Origin of the sequence: uncultured Holdemanella sp., assembly GCF_934754935.1 — a bacterium.
GTDB lineage: Bacteria > Bacillota_I > Bacilli_A > Erysipelotrichales > Erysipelotrichaceae > Holdemanella.
In genome coordinates this window covers 15,807-34,983 of record NZ_CAKVJB010000012.1, presented here as the reverse complement: position 1 = coordinate 34,983, position 19,177 = coordinate 15,807, and the positions used below count along the sequence as shown (strand labels likewise).

Annotated in this window: 15 protein-coding genes; all 15 read left to right on the top strand. The window is 31.0% G+C overall.

The window, feature by feature from the left end; translation table 11 throughout:
- Positions 1–38: 38 nt before the first annotated feature.
- The 15 genes from Q0E86_RS04615 to rfbD all read left to right on the top strand — a co-directional run bounded on the left by Q0E86_RS04615 (position 39) and on the right by rfbD (position 19,122).
- Positions 39–1,178 carry an ABC transporter ATP-binding protein gene (locus Q0E86_RS04615; RefSeq protein ID WP_288519859.1) on the top strand — a complete coding sequence of 380 codons (1,140 nt, stop codon included), beginning with the start codon at positions 39–41 and terminating at the stop codon, positions 1,176–1,178.
- A complete protein-coding gene (locus Q0E86_RS04610; protein ID WP_288519857.1) occupies positions 1,178–1,960 on the top strand; it encodes an ABC transporter permease in 783 nt (260 codons plus the stop codon). Before Q0E86_RS04615 ends, Q0E86_RS04610 begins: the two co-directional genes overlap by 1 nt.
- An 18-nt stretch (positions 1,961–1,978) precedes the next feature.
- The gene (locus Q0E86_RS04605) at positions 1,979–4,180 is read left to right on the top strand and encodes a glycosyltransferase (RefSeq protein WP_288519855.1); all 2,202 of its coding nucleotides are present in this window, start codon (positions 1,979–1,981) and stop codon (positions 4,178–4,180) included.
- The gene (locus Q0E86_RS04600; protein WP_288519854.1) at positions 4,180–5,025 is read left to right on the top strand and encodes a glycosyltransferase family 2 protein; all 846 of its coding nucleotides are present in this window, start codon (positions 4,180–4,182) and stop codon (positions 5,023–5,025) included. Before Q0E86_RS04605 ends, Q0E86_RS04600 begins: the two co-directional genes overlap by 1 nt.
- Entirely contained in the window at positions 5,015–6,895 is a 1,881-nt protein-coding gene (locus Q0E86_RS04595; RefSeq protein ID WP_288519852.1) for a DUF2142 domain-containing protein, read from the top strand. Before Q0E86_RS04600 ends, Q0E86_RS04595 begins: the two co-directional genes overlap by 11 nt.
- Before the next feature lie 12 nt (positions 6,896–6,907).
- A complete protein-coding gene (locus tag Q0E86_RS04590) occupies positions 6,908–8,467 on the top strand; it encodes a DUF2142 domain-containing protein (protein WP_288519850.1) in 1,560 nt (519 codons plus the stop codon).
- 82 nt (positions 8,468–8,549) lie between these two features.
- Positions 8,550–9,662, top strand: coding sequence for a DegT/DnrJ/EryC1/StrS aminotransferase family protein (locus Q0E86_RS04585; protein WP_288519848.1), 1,113 nt, complete (start codon positions 8,550–8,552; stop codon positions 9,660–9,662).
- 2 nt (positions 9,663–9,664) lie between these two features.
- Complete coding sequence (locus Q0E86_RS04580; RefSeq protein WP_288519845.1) at positions 9,665–10,897, top strand: acetyl-CoA carboxylase biotin carboxylase subunit family protein; 1,233 nt, start codon at positions 9,665–9,667, stop codon at positions 10,895–10,897.
- Between the two features lie 5 nt (positions 10,898–10,902).
- Positions 10,903–11,952: an ornithine cyclodeaminase family protein gene (locus Q0E86_RS04575; protein WP_295754849.1), complete on the top strand. Its 1,050-nt coding sequence runs from the start codon at positions 10,903–10,905 to the stop codon at positions 11,950–11,952.
- Between the two features lie 21 nt (positions 11,953–11,973).
- On the top strand, positions 11,974–13,437 hold the full coding sequence (locus Q0E86_RS04570; protein WP_295754847.1) for a glycosyltransferase: 1,464 nt from the start codon (positions 11,974–11,976) through the stop codon (positions 13,435–13,437).
- 22 nt (positions 13,438–13,459) lie between these two features.
- On the top strand, positions 13,460–15,598 hold the full coding sequence (locus tag Q0E86_RS04565) for a glycosyltransferase (protein ID WP_288521280.1): 2,139 nt from the start codon (positions 13,460–13,462) through the stop codon (positions 15,596–15,598).
- A 65-nt stretch (positions 15,599–15,663) separates the two neighbouring features.
- Positions 15,664–16,542, top strand: a complete 879-nt coding sequence (rfbA, locus tag Q0E86_RS04560) for a glucose-1-phosphate thymidylyltransferase RfbA (RefSeq protein ID WP_288521253.1) — start codon at positions 15,664–15,666, stop codon at positions 16,540–16,542.
- 13 nt (positions 16,543–16,555) lie between these two features.
- A complete protein-coding gene (gene rfbC, locus Q0E86_RS04555) occupies positions 16,556–17,128 on the top strand; it encodes a dTDP-4-dehydrorhamnose 3,5-epimerase (RefSeq protein WP_288521257.1) in 573 nt (190 codons plus the stop codon).
- A 6-nt stretch (positions 17,129–17,134) separates the two neighbouring features.
- Positions 17,135–18,169 (top strand): dTDP-glucose 4,6-dehydratase, encoded by a 1,035-nt coding sequence (gene rfbB, locus Q0E86_RS04550; RefSeq protein WP_270490757.1) that lies wholly within the window; start codon positions 17,135–17,137, stop codon positions 18,167–18,169.
- Between the two features lie 38 nt (positions 18,170–18,207).
- Complete coding sequence (gene rfbD, locus Q0E86_RS04545) at positions 18,208–19,122, top strand: dTDP-4-dehydrorhamnose reductase (RefSeq protein ID WP_288521261.1); 915 nt, start codon at positions 18,208–18,210, stop codon at positions 19,120–19,122.
- Positions 19,123–19,177 lie beyond the last annotated feature (55 nt).

Here is a 19,177-nt window from a genome sequence, read left to right as displayed (position 1 = left end):
TGGTATAATTTATATTTGTAGAATAGTGAGGTATGAAAATGGATAGTCGTAATGCGATAGAAGTAAGAAATATGTCTAAATATTTCAAAGTTGAATACGATAAGGCAAATACTTTAAAAGACAAGTTATTACATTGGAATCGTCATAATGTAGAACGACACCAAGTTTTAAATAATATTAATTTAAATATAAGAAAAGGGGAAACGGTTGCGTTAATTGGAACAAATGGTAGTGGTAAATCGACTTTGTTGAAATTGATGACTAGGATTATTTTTCCAAATACTGGAGAAATCACAACGAATGGAAAATTAACTTCTTTACTAGAACTTGGAGCTGGATTTCACCAAGATTTTACAGGAAGAGAAAATATATATTTTAATGCATCAATCTTTGGTTTAACACGTAAAGATATTGAGGCAAGAATTGATGATATTATCGAATTTTCTGAATTAGGCACATTTATTGATAATCCAGTACGTACATATTCTTCGGGTATGTATATGCGTTTAGCTTTCTCAGTCGCAATCAATGTAGATGCAGATATTTTATTGATTGATGAGATTTTAGCAGTTGGAGATCAACATTTCCAGGATAAATGTTATAAAAAACTAGAAGAATTAAAGAATAGCGGAAAAACGATCGTGATTGTTACACACAGTTTGGATGTTGTTAAAAAGTTATGTCATAGAGCGATTTGGATTTATAAAGGAGAAGTTCGCTTAGATGGAGATCCTGTTTATGTAATTGATGAATATTTAGATCAAGTTGCTAAAGATCATAAAGAAGAGCGTAAAAAAGCAATTGAATCTGGAAAAGGAAAAGGAAGAGCTTCCATCACTATTGATCATCCTAGAGATTTTTCAAGAATTGAATTATCGGATGATAAAATTAAATTTGATGGTTGGGCAATTACCGATGATGAAAACGCAAAATTGATCATTCAATTAGATGATGAACCGGTTGAATATGATTTATCTTTAAGAAGAGATGTATATGAAGTCTATAAAGAAATCTATGCTGGTTTTATTGATGAAAATAAAATCGGTTGGATTTTCTACAAAGATAAAAAAGAAATTGGTGTAGGAGAACACAAATTAACTGTGCAATATGTAGATTCAAATGGAGATGTCTTAGATGAAAAAGATTGTCAATTTAAGATATTAAATGAGGTAGAGTAATGCAAGTATTTAAGAATATATATGATTACAGAGAATTATTAAAAACGAATGTAAAAAAGGATATTCGTGGTAAATATAAAGGTTCATTTTTAGGAATCCTTTGGTCTTTCTTGAACCCATTACTACAAGTTGTTGTATATTATATTGTTTTCCCATACTTAATGCGAGGAGCCAATATTCCGAATTATATTGTTTATCTAGTAACAGGTATCATTCCTTGGACATTCTTTGCGACAGTAGTTACATCTGGAACTACATGTATCAAATCAAATCAAGGAATTATTAAAAAAGTATACTTTCCAAGAGAAATTTTAGTAATTAGTCAAGTTTTAAGTGGTTTGATCAACTTCTTTATCTCTTGTATCATCGTTATTTTATTCTGTTTTGCCTTTGGCGTAGGTATGTCCATTCATATTTTGATTATACCAGTCATCGCAATCATTCAATCTATTTTAGGTTTAGGTATCGCATTTATCCTTTCTAGTGTGGATGTATATATCCAAGACTTAGAATACATTGTGACATTTATTGTTAATATGTTATTTTATGGAACTCCAATTTTGTATTCTTTGTCGCAATTTAATGATGCAGGTATTTTGGGAAGATTGATTCAATTAAATCCATTAACAACAATTATGAATGCATATAGAGATGGATTCTTATATCATCAATGGCCAGATATGAGTGCATTATTAATTGTTACTTTATTTAGTTTTGTAGTATTAATTGTTGGCTATATAATTTTCAAAAAATTAGAAAAAGGATTTGCAGAACAACTTTAATAAATTGAGGAGATAAATATGGTAGATATAATTGTACCTATTTATAATGCGTATAAAGCGGTGGATGAATGTATCGCTAGCATTATTAAACATACGGATTTAAATAAAAATAGATTGATATTGATCAACGACAAAAGTACCGATGAAACGATTTTAGGATTGTTAAATACTTATAAAGAAAAGAATCCTGAATTAAATATTGTCGTATTAGATAATGAAGTAAATTTAGGCTTTGTGGGTACTGTAAATAAAGGTATGAAATATTCAGAGCATGATGTTATTTTGTTGAATAGTGATACAGAAGTGTCTGATTTTTGGGTAGAAGAAATGGAAAAATGTGCGTATTCGCAAGAAGATGTTGCAACAGTAACTGCTTTATCAAATAATGCCACATTAGCATCGGTTCCAAATGGATTACAGCCGAATCAATTACCGGATTCAATGACTTTTGATGAATATGCACATATTGTTTATACACGTTCACTTCGCAGATACCCTCAGATACCAACAGCTCATGGATTCTGTATGTATATTCGAAGAAATGTATTAGACATCGTTGGATATTTTGATCAAGAAGCTTTCGGTAAAGGGTATGGAGAAGAAAATGATTTCTCATATCGTTGCATGGATTATGGTTATAAACATTTATTGTGTGACAGTGTCATTGTCTATCATAAAGAAAGCCAATCTTTTAATGAGAAAAAAGAGCAGCTGATTAAAGAGAATATGAAAATCTTAAAGAAACGATATCCATTATATGTCAAGAATACAGAGCGTTGGTGTTCACATTTTCCAATTAAAGATATTTGCGACAATGTTCGAATTGGAATTGAGAATGTGAATCGTGACAATGTTTTATTTTTGATTCATGATTGGTCAAATGTAAAGACAAATGTGGGTGGTACAACCATTCACTGTGTCGATTTGATTTCTCGTTTAAGAAAGGATTTCAATGTCCATGTATTAGCACCAGAAGATGGAGTATATAAACTATATTCATATTTTACCGATAGTGAAATCTGTAATACAGTTGGCATATTTAAATCTAATGTGATGACTTCTTTTTATGATGCCGATTATCGTTTGATGTTAGAAACAATTATAGATGGATTAGGTATTACTACTGTACATGTTCACCATATGATTGGACATTATTTTGATATTGCGAATGTATGTAAAGAAAAGGGTATTCATTCAATTATTACATTACATGATTTCTATAGTCTTTGTCCGACAATTAATTTACTTTATATGAATAAAGAATATTGTATGGAAATGGAGCATAAAGATTGTGTACATTGTTTAAAAGATAAAATGAATGTACGCAATAATATTGTTAAGAATTGGCAGATGCACTGGAATCAATTTTTATTAAAATTTGATGAGATTATTGTACCTTCTAATTCAACAAAAGAAATTATTGAAAATGTATATACAAATATTAATTGTCATGTTGTTGAACATGGTATTGATTTAAAACGCAATAAGGCCATCGAAAAAAAGGATGATGAAGTATTTAATGTAGCTTTTGTAGGTGTCATGCTTCCTCATAAGGGCAGTAAAGTATTAGAGTATTTTGTCAAACATTGTTCAAGTAAGAAAATTAAATTCCATTTATTTGGACAAGCGCATTCGGATTTACTTAAAAAAAATCATACAAACTATGTATATCATGGAAGATATACACGTAGTGAATTACCTCGACTATTAAAAGAGAGTAAGATTCATTTGGTATGTAACTTATCTATTTGGCCTGAAACATATTCTTATACGTTATCTGAAACCATTGCCTCTGGTGTACCTGTATTATCTTATAATATTGGCGCTGTAGGTGAACGCATTCAAAAGAATGGGTTTGGTTGGGTATTAGAAACAAAAGATATGGAACATGCTCTAAAAAAAGTAATTGATATATCTAAGAATTTGAATGACTATAATGAAAAAATTAAAAATATTAATTCTTATACCATCAAATCGACTTCTGAAATGTGTTTAGAATATAAAGACAAGTATATAAATACAAGAGATATGTCTATTTCAAAAGAAGCAATTGAAAACTTATGTCATTTGTTTGCCAAGAATAATGAATTGGCGACTTTATTAAAAGAACAACTTACAGATGATATTAAGTTGAAATTGAATTCAAGAAGATGGAGAATGGTGCAAGATATTCGAACTCCAAAAATTATTCGATTCGCAAGAAAGGTGTTAACTAGGTAATGTGTATGAAACTTGCAGGTGTAGTTGTTTTATATAATCCAGATCAAAAAGTAATCAATAATATTAATTCTTATATTGATGAATTAGATACATTATATCTAGTTGATAATTCAAGTGCAGATAATTCGACACTTTTCACGCATGAAAAGGTTGAATATATTCCACTACAAAAAAACACAGGGATTGCGCATGCGTTAAATGTAGGTGCTAAAAAAGCTATTGATCATAATTTTCATTATTTATTGACTATGGATCAAGATAGTATGTTTGAAAAAGATGCTTTAAAGAACATGAAATCTATTATTGATGCAGATGAAGAAAAAGATCAAGTAGGAATCTATTCGCCCTTTCATAAAACGGCCATTTCTGAACCGGTTCCTGAAGAACTATTCACAAGTCCTTTGGTGGTAATGACCAGTGGAAATATTATTAATCTTGATATTTATAAATGTGTTGAAGGATTTAAAGAATGGATGTTTATTGATTGTGTAGACTTTGAATATGGATTGAATGTACGTAAACATGGATATACAATCAAACAAATCAATACTGTATTTCTAGATCATGAATTAGGAGATTATGAAATCAAACATATTTTCAATAAGAAAATTTTCTGTGATAACCATAGTGCTTTAAGAAGATATTATATTGTACGAAATAGTTTTTATTTGTATGACATGTACCATAATGATTATCCAGATTATTGCCAGGCTGTTGTAAAACAAGCGAAACAAAGCTTTTTCTATGCCACTGTTTTTGAAAAACATGGATTCAAAAAATTGATTTATATGATTCGTGGATATAGAGATTATCGAAGGGGTAAAATGGGAGAATATGGAAAATAGGATTAGTAAATATTTAAAAAATATAGACATAAAGAAGTGTATTATTCCAATTTTAGTTTTATTTGTTATTTTGAATACATTTATGGTATATCAAAATAAAATTTGTCGATTGAATGAAGTTCCTATATATAGTGGCGAAGAGACATCTTTGACAAATTTATCCTCAAATTATGATATGGAATTTAATACAAATTTTAAAACAATCAAAGGGTTTAAATTGTATTTGAATTCAAATAGTGATAATCAAACTAAAGTTAATGTATCTCTATTAGATGAAAATAAAAATGTTCTAGCGGTTAAGGATGTACTTGTTTCTAAAGAAAATACATCAGAACCTGTGAATGTTATGTTTGATTCAAATGTTGCTCTTGCAGGAGAAAAGAATTATATTGACATTAAAAGTGATAGTACAGATGTGGCAATTGAAGAAGTTGATAATCATGCAAAATTAACTTTAATTACAAAAGAATTGAATAATTTTCAAAAGTTATTTAGGTTGATTGGAATTCTATTTGTTGTATTGCTTATTGTTATTTATTTATTTAAAAATTCGATTTTTAATTCAAAATATATTTCTATTGTTTTCGTGGGAACTATTTTTATAACTGGGCTTATATATTCAGTATTGATACCGATTGGTAATGCGCCAGATGAAGCATTACATATGAATACAGCTTATTATTATTCTAACGAAATTCTTCATATAGATAATAGTAATGGAATTCAAATGCGACAATGTGACACAGAAACTTTTAAAAATAACGGTGTTAGTTATTCTGAAATGACAACATATATTAGTCGTTTTACTGAAAAATGTGGTGATACAACATTGGTACAAACGGATAGACAACCATTAAATGTAAAAAGATATGCATTTACCTATATTCCACAAGCGTTGGGAATTAGTGTTGGAAGAATTTTACATCTTAATACAGTATTAACATTTTATTTTGCTAAGTTATTTAACTTAATTTCATATTGTTTATTAGTTTTATTAGCATTTAAACTTACTAATAAAAACCATCTTTTATTGTATTTTGTTGCATCACTTCCAATGACACTGCAGCAAGCTGGCGCTATAGCATATGATTCCATGACTTTGGGTTTGTCACTTTGTGTCACGGCTATTATCTTTGAATTATTTGAAGGGAATGTGATTAGTAAAAAGAAAACAGTTTTATATGTTGTTCTTTGTCTACTTTTATTGTTGTGCAAGCAATGTGCTTACATTGCGGTAGCCTTATTACCTTTAATGTTAATGTTAATAAATTGGCTAAAAACAAAATATGTATTTGATAAAGATAGAATTTTAAATTTAATACTAAAAGTTATACCGATAGTAATTTTGATTTATTTTATGACATGCCTTGTGCTTGGTCGAAAATTTAATACAAGTTCTCCATTATATTTTGCATTAAATCCTATGCAATTATTAAAAACAGTTGATTTATCTCTTGATAAATGGGGCGTGTATTATTTTAGAACTTTATTCACAGGTGGTTTTGGAACAGATGAACTACAAGCATCTCAATTCATGAATATGTTTTATTTTGCGTTCTTTGTATATTTAATTTTCGCAGGAAGAAAATCAGAGTTAAAAACATTGTTTCAAAGAATTTGTATATGGTGCGTTTGTTTAATAACTACATATGGATTATTATATGTTTTCCAAAATCAAACACCTCTTGAGTGGGGATACATTTGGGGAATCCAAGGAAGATATTTTGCTCCTGTACTTGTTTTATTTATGTATAGTCTTTCGGAAAAAGGATCTTTTGATCAAAATGAAAAGATAAGCCTTATAAATTTAAATATGTTTTTAAATACATGTATGTTATTTGAATTGTTCTTTTTAAGAACTATGTTGTAGGAGGTGGTAAATTTGGAATATTTGGTTTTTATTCTAGGTTGCCTAATTGCTTGTGCAATAGCATTTGCGGTCAATAAAACTAAAATATTTAACTTTATGAATCGAATAAAAAAAGATATATTTGGATATATTATAGAATTTATATTGTCTGTTGTATCTTTAGTTCTATTATTTCAATGTTTTATACTTTATCATTATTGGCATAATTTCAATGTGATTTTATATGTTTTATGGATTATTAGTTTATCTATATTGATTCTTTTAATATACAAGAAGGCAAACAATTGTAAAAATGATTTGAGTAAATTATTTATTATAATTATGATTCCAGTTGGCTTGATATTTATGATGTGTATGTTGCCTGACTTTATTCCAGATGAACAAGCACATTTTCAAAGAGCATATCAAGTTTCATGGTTTCATTTAAATACAGGAATTCATGGAATGATTGACTCGGATTATGAAATCATGAAATTTAGTAATTATAAGAAAATTTTTTCTTATATTCATATCAATTCGAATCCTACATATAAAATGTATCATGAGGCCTGTGCATATAATTTTACATGTTATATAATTCCGGCAATTGTACTTGCTTTAGGAAGATTGTTCCATTTTTCTTTATATCTATCTTATTATTTAGGAAGAATGGCAAATTTAATTTTATATATTACTTTGATTTCTTATGCGATTAAAATCACTCCAAAAGGAAAGAAGATTTTCTTTGTGTTAGGGTTTAATCCAATGTTTATTCATTTAGCTGGTTCTTATTCTGCAGATGTTTTAGTTACAAGTATTTCTGTTTTGTCAGTAGCTTATGGCTTATATTTATTTGAGAAAGAAGTAATCACTAAGAAAGATGTAATTATTGTAATGACTATGATTTTCATTATTGCTGTTACAAAATATGTATACATACCAATTTTTGGTATTTATTTTGCAATCATACCTAAATTATTAAAGATGCCAAAAACAAATTGGTTCTTATTAGCGGGATGCGCATGCATCGGATTGGTATATGTTTATATTTCACTAAAATTAAATTCGAATACAGAAGTTATCGCTTCTCAAAAAGAATATTATGAAGCTGCAAATGTGGATGGAACTCGTCAACTTGAATTTTTATTATCGAGTAAATTAAATGTATTACGAGTCTTAAAATGTACTTTTGAAGCAAAAATTCTTTATTACTTTGATAATTTTATCAATCGTTTGGGTTGGTTACAGATTTTTATTAATAAGTTCTCATTTGTTTTCTATTACATAATTTTATTCTTTTCCGCCTTTGTAGAAAACACAAAGTTGAATATCAAAAATAGAATTTGGTTTGCTATTATTGGAATCGTTATTTCAGTTCTAGTTGTTATGGGATTGTACTTATATTTTACACCAGTTGGCTGGATGACGTCAGAGGGAGTTCAGGGTAGATACTTTATTCCTTGTTCTGTGTTATTCTTATTGGCAATTTCTAATGGATTGTTAAAGAAATTCGACAGTAATATATTATTTACAGTTTCAGTCTTAATTATTAATATTTTAGTGGCAAATGATATATTGATGTATTTTGTGTGATTTTAGCTTTACGTAAGTAAAGCTTTTTTCTTATGATTTTGGTATAATTTAAAGTAGATATTTTGATTTGAGGTGTATCGTTATGAAAAAAATATTAGTCACACAATCTTCTATGCCATCTTTAGATGAGTATGTTGAAGAAATTAAGGATATGTGGGATACACATTGGCTAACTAATATGGGCCCTAAACATAAAAAATTCCAAGAGGAATTGATTCAATATTTGGGTGTTGAAAATATAGATTTAATGACAAATGGACATATGGCTTTAGAATTGTCTTTACAAGCTTTAAATTTATCTGGTGAAGTCATTACGACTCCATTTACTTTCGCATCTACGACGCATGCGATTGTTCGTAATGGATTAGAACCTGTGTTCTGTGATATTGACCCTGTTACATATACAATGGATACGACAAAATTAGAGTCTTTGATTACAGATAAGACTTGTGCCATTATGCCTGTTCATGTATATGGGAATGTTTGTAACATTGATGAAATTGATCGAATCGCAAAAAAATATGGCTTAAAAGTAATCTATGATGCTGCCCATACTTTTGGTGAAACTTATAAGGGTAAAGGTATTGGTTCTTATGGGGATGTTTCATGTTTTAGTTTTCATGCCACAAAAGTATTTAATTCGATAGAAGGTGGAGCCGTTTGTTTTGGAAATGAATTAAAAGACTTTGGTTTAGATTTATATCGATTAAAGAATTTTGGAATTCGTGGAACTGAAGTTGTGGATGCAGTAGGAGCCAATGCGAAAATGAATGAATTTTGTGCTGCTATGGGTATTTGTAATTTGCGTCATGTAGATGAAGAAATTGAGAAAAGAAGAGTTGTAGTTGATAGATATCGTAGTCATTTAGAAGGTGTAGAAGGACTACAATTAAATCCGATTCAAAAGGATGTCAAACCAAATTATGCTTATTTTCCAGTTGTGTTTGATGATAAAGTCTTTGGTGCAACACGTAATGAAGTATTTGAAAAATTAGCTGAGCATGGAATTGGAGCAAGAAAATATTTCTATCCATTAACGAATAGTTTTGAATGTTTCCATGGAAAGTATGATTTAGACAAGACACCTGTCGCAAGACATATTAGTAATCGTGTTTTAACTTTACCTTTATATGCTGATTTATCATTGGAAGATGTCGATCGAATTTGTGACATTGTTTTGAAGTGTAGAGGTTAATTATGGATAAAATATTGATTCTTGGGGGAACGGCTCAACAAATAAAACTTATAGAAGCCGCAAAGCGAAAAGGATATTATACAATTGTGACAGATTATTTGTCGGATTCACTCGCAAAACGAATGGCAGATAAAAGTTATATGTATGATATCAATGATATTGATGGCATCGTAAACATGTGCAAAGATGAAAATGTTCAAGGTGTAATTTGTGGATATATTGATCCTTGTCAAAGGCCGTATCAGAAAATATGTGCAAGATTAAATCTTCCTTGTTATGGGACGCAAGAGCAGTTTTATTTAATGACAGATAAACATGCTTTTAAAAAAATGTGCAATGATAATGGTGTAAATACAATCAAAGAATATAAAGAAAATGATTCAGATATTGAATATCCTGTTTTTGTCAAACCTGTAGATAGTAGGGGTTCTCGAGGACAAAGTGTTTGTTATGATGAAAAGGAACTTCAAACTGCATGTATGTATGCAAAATCGGAGTCATCAAATGGGGATATCATAATTGAAAAGTTCATGAAGGGTGCACAAGAATTTCAAGTCACATATTTCTTTGTGGATGGAAAGCCATACTTGATTCGTACAACCGATAGTTATTGTGGTTCAGAAGAAAAGCATCTTGAAAAAGTTGTCGCATGTGCTGTTTCACCTTCGAAATATACAAATTTATATTTGGAAAAAGCACATAATAAAGTTATAAATATGTTTAAAAATATGGGTTATAAAAATGGTCCTATTTTTATGCAGGGATTTGTATATCAAGATGATTTTTATTTCTTTGATCCAGGATTAAGATTTCCAGGTGTTGATTATGAAAGAATTATTCAAAAAGTATATGGTGTCGATTTGATGGATGCGATGATTGATATCGCAACGCAAAATAAGATTTCAATAGAAATACCTGAAACGTGTTATTCTCTTGAGGGGAAAAAGGCAGCGGTTTTATTTCCTACAGTCAGTAAAGGAACAATTGAAACGTTAGAAGGTATTGATTGTTATTGTGATGAAATTGTATCCGCAATACCTCGTTGTGAAGTAAAAGATACATTAGAATGGACATATAATGTGAATCAACGTTTGGCTGAAATGGATGTTTTGGCTAATGATTTAGATGATTTAAAGAAAACTCTACAGGAAGTACAAAATAATATTAAGGTATTAAATGAAAAAGGTGAAAATATGATTTATGAGTATTTTGATGTAAATCGTATTGATGGGTAATATGTATGAATAATAATATAAGTGTAAAATTGATTTCTTTAGAGGATATTAAAAAAACGAAATCTTTTGATCTAAAGAAAATTATTGAAATAATCGAAAACTCCTTGATTGCGTATAGTAAGAATGAAATTTTATTGCCAGATAAGATTTCGCAAATTTTTGATACTAAACTACAAACGCGCATCAACTGCATGCCTTCTACACTTCTAAAAGAGGGAATTTGTGGAGTAAAATGGGTTTCTGTATTTCCTAATAATCCTGTTTTGTTTGATAGACAAAACGTGAGTGGAGTAATCTTATTATCTGAAATCAAAACGGGATTTCCCTTTGCGATTGTAGATGGGACATTGATTACTGCATTAAGAACAGCTTGTTTAGGTGCAATTGGAGCTAAATATTTAGCTCGAAAAGATAGTACTGTATACGGAACGATTGGTACGGGTGAACAGGCAAAGACACATTTTTTATTGATTAAAACATTATTTCCTGAAATCAAAACATGTTATGTGGCATCTAGAACAAGTAAAAGTGAAGAAGCATTTATTCAAGTCATGAAAAAGAAATTTGAGGATGTTACTTTTATTGCGTGTAATTCAGATTATGATCTAGCCGCAAAAAATGCAGATATTATTGTGACTGCTGTCAGTTGTCAAGAGCCATTGTTAAAGGCAAAATCCATCAAAAAAGGAGCTTTCTATTGTCATGTAGGTGGATGGGAAGATGAATATTCTGTTCCACTAAGGGCAGATAAAATTGTTTGTGATGATTGGGCATCCCTTAAACATAGGGGTTCTCCAACAATTGCTCGTATGTATGAAGAAGAGATTTTGATGGACGAAGATATATACGCAAATTTGGCAGATATCATTTCAGGTAAATTACCAGGTCGAGAGTCGGATTTAGAATTTAATTATTTTAATTCGATTGGTTTATCTTTTGTAGATGTGTCTGTTGCCTATTATATATATCAAGAAGTAATTTCCAAAGGATTTGGAAAGGATTGGACAATTCAAAATGCCGATACTTTTGAAGTATTGGAAGATTTAGACTTTTAAAAAGTGAAAGGAAAAATAATTATGCCAAAAGTAACGGTTTTATTAACGTCTTATAATCATGGAAACTATATTCGAAATAGTATAGATAGTATATTAAATCAAACATTTAAAGACTTTGAATTATATATTATTGATGATTGTTCTACAGATCATAGTTGGGATATCATTCAGGAATATAAAGATGATCGAATTATTGCGATTCGCCATGAAAAAAATGAGGGTGGATGTACTACAAGAGCTTTGTATTCCTCTTTTAAAGGCAAATATTTTGCAATGGCACATTGTGATGATGTTTGGGAATTAGACAAATTAGAAAAACAAGTTGAATATTTGGAGAATCATCCAGAAACTGGAGCTTGTTTTACTAATGTGCAAGTCATTGATGATGAGGGAAATGATTTTGATCAAGAGAATCATCCATATTCGAAAGTATTTTTAAATGAGAATATGAACCGTTTTGAATGGTTGAACCATTTCTTTTATAAAGGGAATCGATTGTGCCATCCAAGTTCTTTGATTCGCATGGATGTACAGATGAACGATGATTTATTTGCGGCAGGACTTGGAGCATTACCTGATTTCTATAGATGGGTCAAATTATGTTTGAAACACGAGATTTATGTGCATCCAGATAAATTAACTAAATTTAGAATTCATGCGGATGAAAGTAATACGAGTGGTCAAACGCCTACAAATCGTATTCGTGTACATAATGAGTTTTATCAAATCGCAAAATTATATGGCAAAATTCAAGATCAATCTGAATTTTTACAGGTTTTTCCTGAGGCGAATGAATATGTTGTTGATGGAAAAATGAATGTGGATTATGCATTAGCACAGATCATGTTAAATAGAACAAATATAAAAGGATTCCATTTTTATGCGATGAATAAATTGATGGAATTGGTTCGTAATGAAGAAACAAAAGATGAATTGATGGAGTTATATGGTTTCACTAAACGAGATGTATGTGCAATAAGTGGAAAATTAGATGTATTCCATGTAGTTGATGATAATGAATACTTGACTTCGTCTTTATATTATACGAATAATGAAGGTTTTTCTGAGTCTAATAAAATCGGTAAAACAATCACAATGATGAACAATCATTTTAAAGTCTCATTTGATTTAGATCATAAAAAAGTGAGTCAACTTCGCTTTGATCCAACGGAAGGTAAATATATTAGTTTAAAAAATCTATTTATCACAATTGATGGAAAGAAAATAAATGATTACGTAGTTCTTCGTCACTATGAAATAGATGAGGATTGGTATGATATTTATTCTTTAGATCCAACTATATGGATTGATTTAAAGGAATCTAAAGAAGTTTGTGAAGTAACAATTGAAGCAGATATTAAATATATTGAACAAGTAAAATTGTTGGATTATGAAAATAAAGTTTCAGAATTAAGAAGAAAAAACGTGGATGATTTATCTGTAAAACAATTGTTAGGAATTATAAAAAGACGCGCTAAACGTTGATGGAGGTGTTATTTTGAAGTTAGTGAATAAATCAATGGAGGTATTAAAACGCGAAGGTGTTTCAGGCTTAGCTAAACATGCCTCACATTATATTCATAAAAAAAGAGAATCAAGACCTAAGAGTGATGCGTTTAAGGATGTCTTGTTTATTAATGGCTGTCCTAAAGATTTGTTGCCGCATCCACCTCGTTATCGTGTTACACATCAAATGGAGCAGCTACAAGTAAATGGTTATACTTGTGATGAAGTATTCTATGAGAATGTGGATTTAAAACAAGTGCGTATGTATTCTTGTTTCATTATTTTTAGAGCACCTTATACAGAAAAATTGGATGCGCTTATTCAATTGGCTAAATCATGGAATAAACCTGTGCTTTATGATGTGGATGATTTAGTAATCGATACGAAATATACGGATCAGATTGAGTATGTTAAGAATATGGATTCTTCTCAAAAGGCTCGTTATGATTTGGATGTGATGAAGAATCAAAAGTTATTAAAGCTTTGCGATGGATGTATCACTACGACTTTAGCCTTGAAGAAGGAGCTTGAAAAATACAATCCAAATGTATGGATCAATCGAAATACGGCTTCTATTGAAATGGTAACTTTATCACAAGAAATTAAAAAAACATCAAAAGATACTGTGGATATGGGTTACTTTAGTGGTAGTATTACGCACAATGAAGATTTTGAAATGATTAAGCCAGCCTTGATTGATGTGTTGAATGCATATGATTATGTGCGTTTGCATCTTGTTGGAGAAATCGATTTGCCTCAAGATTTAAAGATGTATGATTCTAAGATTGAAGTCCATCCTTTTATGGATTATAAAAAACTTCCTGAATTGATTTCTAAGATGGATATTAATTTAGCGCCTTTAACTTCAAATATTTTCAATGAAGCTAAATCCGAAAATAAATGGGTAGAGGCAAGTCTTGTTAAGACTTGTACGATTGCGAGTAACTTTGGTGCTTTTAAAGAGATGATAGAAGATCATAAAACGGGTATTCTTTGTTCCAATATTGATGAGTGGAAGATCGAATTGTCCAATTTGATTGAGAATGAAATGATAAGAAACACTTTGGCAAATAATGCCTATACATATTGTTTGAAGCATTGTGTTACTTTATATACAGGTTCAAATATGGTTTCTATTCTACAAGAGAATCGTAAGCGAATCATTTGTATGGGCTTTGCGAAACTTGAAATTTCTGGTGGAGTTATGGTGGCTTTGCGTCATGCAGCTTATTTACAGGATGCAGGTTATCAAGTGATTTTATTATCTTTCTATGATACTTGTACAGAATTTACATTTATGAATCATTCATTTCCAGTCTTGCCATTTAAAAATGAAAAGTTGGATGCGAAAATTGATTGTGGTGTAGCGACAATGTGGCCTACGGTAAAGATGTTGGATGATGTTCGTTGTATTGAAAATAAAAAGTATTTAGTTCAAAATTATGAGATCGACTTTTATGATTTTAAAGATCCTCGTAAAGTAGAAGCTAGTGTGACTTATTCGTATCCATTTGATTATGTCACAATTTCAAAGTGGTGTAAGGAATGGTTGAAGTCTGAATTTAATCAGGATGCAGCGTGGATCTTAAATGGTATTGATATTGAACAATATAGACCGCATAAAAGAGAATTGAAGGATAAGATTCGTATTTTGATTGAGGGTGATTCTTCGAGTGCTCATAAAAATGTGGATGAGGCTTTCTTGGTAACGAATAAGCTAGATTCTTCTAAATATGAAATTTGGTATATGTCTTATAATGCGAAACCCAAGGATTGGTATCGTGTTGATAAATTCTTGCATAGAGTGCCTTATGAAGAAGTACAAAAGGTATATGCGGATTGTGACATCTTATTAAAGACTTCTTTATTAGAAAGCTTTAGCTATCCACCGATTGAGATGATGGCTACTGGTGGTTATGTAGTGGCTTTATTAAATGATGGTAATAAAGAGTATTTAGAGGATGGAAAGAATTGTTTGATTTATCCAAATGGAGATATAGATCAAGCGGTTAATTGTATTGAAAGAATTGTTTCGGATGAAGAACTACGAGAAGTTTTATATACAAATGGTGTAGAAACTGCGAAGTCTAGAGATTGGAATTTAATTAAAGAATCTATAATTCGTGTATATTGTACTTGACCCTAACGTTACGTTAGGGTTTATTCTTTTGTTATGATATAATTGATTTAAATGGAGGAACTATTATGAAAGGTATTATTTTAGCTGGTGGTAGTGGTACTCGTTTGTATCCTTTGACTAAGGTTACAAGTAAGCAATTGCTTCCTATTTATGACAAGCCAATGATTTATTATCCTATGTCTATTTTAATGCAGGCGGGGATTCGTGAGATCTTGATTATTTCAACTCCGGATGATACACCTCGTTTTCAAGAATTGTTAGGGGATGGGCATCAATTTGGGATTGAGCTTTCTTATAAGGTTCAGCCTAGTCCTGATGGTTTAGCACAAGCATTTATCTTGGGTGAAGAATTTATTGGGGATGATAGTTGTGCAATGATCTTGGGTGATAATATTTTCCATGGTCATGGTTTAACGAAGCGTCTTCGTGCGGCTGCTGAAAATGAAGTGGGAGCTACAGTATTTGGTTATTATGTAGAGGATCCTGAAAGATTTGGTGTTGTAGAATTTGATTCTGAGGGTAAGGCTATTAGTTTAGAGGAGAAGCCTAGTTGTCCTAAGTCAAATTATGCGGTAACAGGATTATATTTCTATGATAATAAAGTAGTAGAGTATGCGAAAAACTTAAAGCCAAGTGCTCGTGGTGAACTTGAGATTACGGATTTAAACCGTATTTATTTAGAGAATGGTGAATTGAATGTCACATTACTTGGTGATGGATTTACTTGGTTAGATACGGGTACACATGAATCTTTAGTGGATGCCACTAACTTTGTGAAGACAATTGAGGAGCACCAACATCGTAAGATTGCGTGTCTTGAAGAGATTGCGTATGACAATGGTTGGATTGGTGATGATGAATTGGCAGCTACTTACGAAATTTATAAGAAGAATCAGTATGGTGCTTATTTAAAGAAGATCATGGATCGTAAATATATTAAGTAATGGAGGTAATGAAATGAAGGTAACTGAAACAAAGATTCCTGGAGTATTAATTATTGATACAGATGTATTTGGGGATCATAGAGGGTATTTTACAGAGACTTATTCAAAGCCTAAATATGAAAAGATGGGTATTACGGTTGATTTTGTACAGGACAATATGTCTTTTAGTGCACAGAAGGGTACGCTTCGTGGATTGCACTGGCAAAATCCGCCTTATGCACAAAGTAAATTGGTTTCTTGTACAAAGGGAAATGTTATTGATGTTGCGGTAGATATTCGTAAAAATAGTCCTACGTATGGTCAATGGGTAAGTGTGGAACTTAGTGCAGAGAATCATAGACAATTCTTTATTCCACAAGGATTTGCGCATGGATTCTTAACTTTAACGGATGATGTTGAATTTAGATATAAAGTCGATAATGTCTATAATAAAGAGTCTGAGGGTGGAATGCGTTATGATGATCCGACTTGTCATGTAGATTGGGGTTCATTATTAAATGGTATTGAGCCTGTGTTAAGTGAAAAGGATCAGGTGGGTCCAACTTTAGAAGAGTCAAATAATCAATTTGTATATGAAGGAGAATAGAACAATATGAAAATTTTAGTAACGGGTGGTGCTGGTTTCATTGGTGGAAACTTTGTACATTATATGGTCAATAAATATCCTGAGGATATGATTGTAAACTTAGATAAATTAACGTATGCAGGTAACTTAGAAACTTGTAAGCCTGTAGAGGATAAGCCTAACTACAAGTTTATTAAGGGTGATATTGCGAATCGTGAATTTATCATGGATTTGTTTGAAAAAGAAAAATTTGATGTAGTTGTTAACTTTGCGGCTGAAAGTCATGTAGACCGTAGTATTGAAGATCCTGAAATCTTCGTTAAGACAAATGTAATGGGAACGACTACTTTATTAGATGCTTGTGTTAAATATGGTATTCAAAGATATCACCAAGTATCAACTGACGAAGTATATGGAGATCTACCTTTAGATCGTCCTGACTTGTTCTTTACTGAAAACACTCCTTTACATACTTCAAGTCCTTATTCAAGTGCGAAGGCAAGTGCTGACTTATTTGTGTTGGCATATCACAGAACATATGGTTTACCAGTAACGATTAGTCGTTGTTCAAATAACTATGGTCCTTATCATTTCCCAGAAAAATTAATTCCATTAATTATTTCTCGTGCATTAAATGATGAAACAATTCCAGTATATGGAACTGGAGAAAATGTTCGTGACTGGTTACATGTATATGATCACTGTGTCGCAATTGATTTAATTGTTCGTAAGGGACGTGTTGGAGAAGTTTATAATGTAGGTGGTCACAATGAAAGAACGAACTTAGAAGTTGTAAAGACTGTACTTCATGCATTAAACAAACCAGAAAGCTTGATTACGTATGTAACAGATCGTAAAGGTCATGATATGCGTTATGCGATTGATCCAACTAAGTTGGAAACAGAACTTGGATGGAAACCAAAATATACATTTGATACAGGTATTCCAATGACAATCCAATGGTATTTAGACAACAAGGAATGGTGGGAAAACATCATTAGTGGTGAATACCAGAATTATTTTGAAAAGATGTATGTAGAAAAAGGAAGAGCTAAGGAATAATCTTTAGCTTTTCTTGTTAAATGAAAGGAAGATATTCGATGAAGGTTTTTGTGACAGGTGTTGCAGGTCAATTAGGTCATGATGTCATGAATGAATTGGCTTCTAGAGGATATACTGGTGTAGGTACAGACTTAGCTGAAAGTTATAGTGGCATTCAGGATGGTACATATGTAACAACGGCTGAATATGTATCTTTAGATATCACGAATTCAGAGGCTGTAATGAATACAATTAAGTCTGTAAAGCCAGATGTTGTTGTGCATTGTGCGGCATGGACGGCAGTGGATTTAGCGGAAGATGAAGATAAACAGGCCAAAGTAAAAGCTATTAATGTGGATGGTACACAAAATATTGCGGATGCTTGTAAAGAAATTGATGCAAAGATGGTCTATATTTCTACGGATTATGTTTTTGATGGTCAGGGAACAGAGCCATGGCAACCGGATTGTAAGGATTATAAACCATTGAATGTGTATGGACAGACAAAACTAGGTGGAGAACTAGCTGTTTCTAATACTTTATCTAAGTATTTTATAGTTCGTATTGCGTGGGTATTTGGTAAGAATGGAAATAATTTCATTAAGACGATGTTAAATGTTGGAAAGAAATTTGATACGTTAAAAGTGGTAAATGATCAAATTGGTACACCTACTTACACTTTTGATTTAGCTCGTTTATTAGTGGATATGATTGAAACGGATAAATATGGTTATTATCATGCGACAAATGAGGGTGGCTATATTAGTTGGTATGATTTTGCGTGTGAAATCTTTAAACAAGCTGGTTATACGAACACTGTAGTTCCAGTAACAACAAAAGAGTATGGTTTATCTAAGGCAGCTCGTCCTTTTAATTCTCGTTTGGATAAATCAAAACTAGTAGAAAATGGATTTAAACCTTTACCTACTTGGCAGGATGCACTTGCTCGTTATTTAAAGGAAATGAATGTATAAATGTTATGCATTATCAAACATTTACTTGAGGATAATGAATTCTTATGTTATGTTT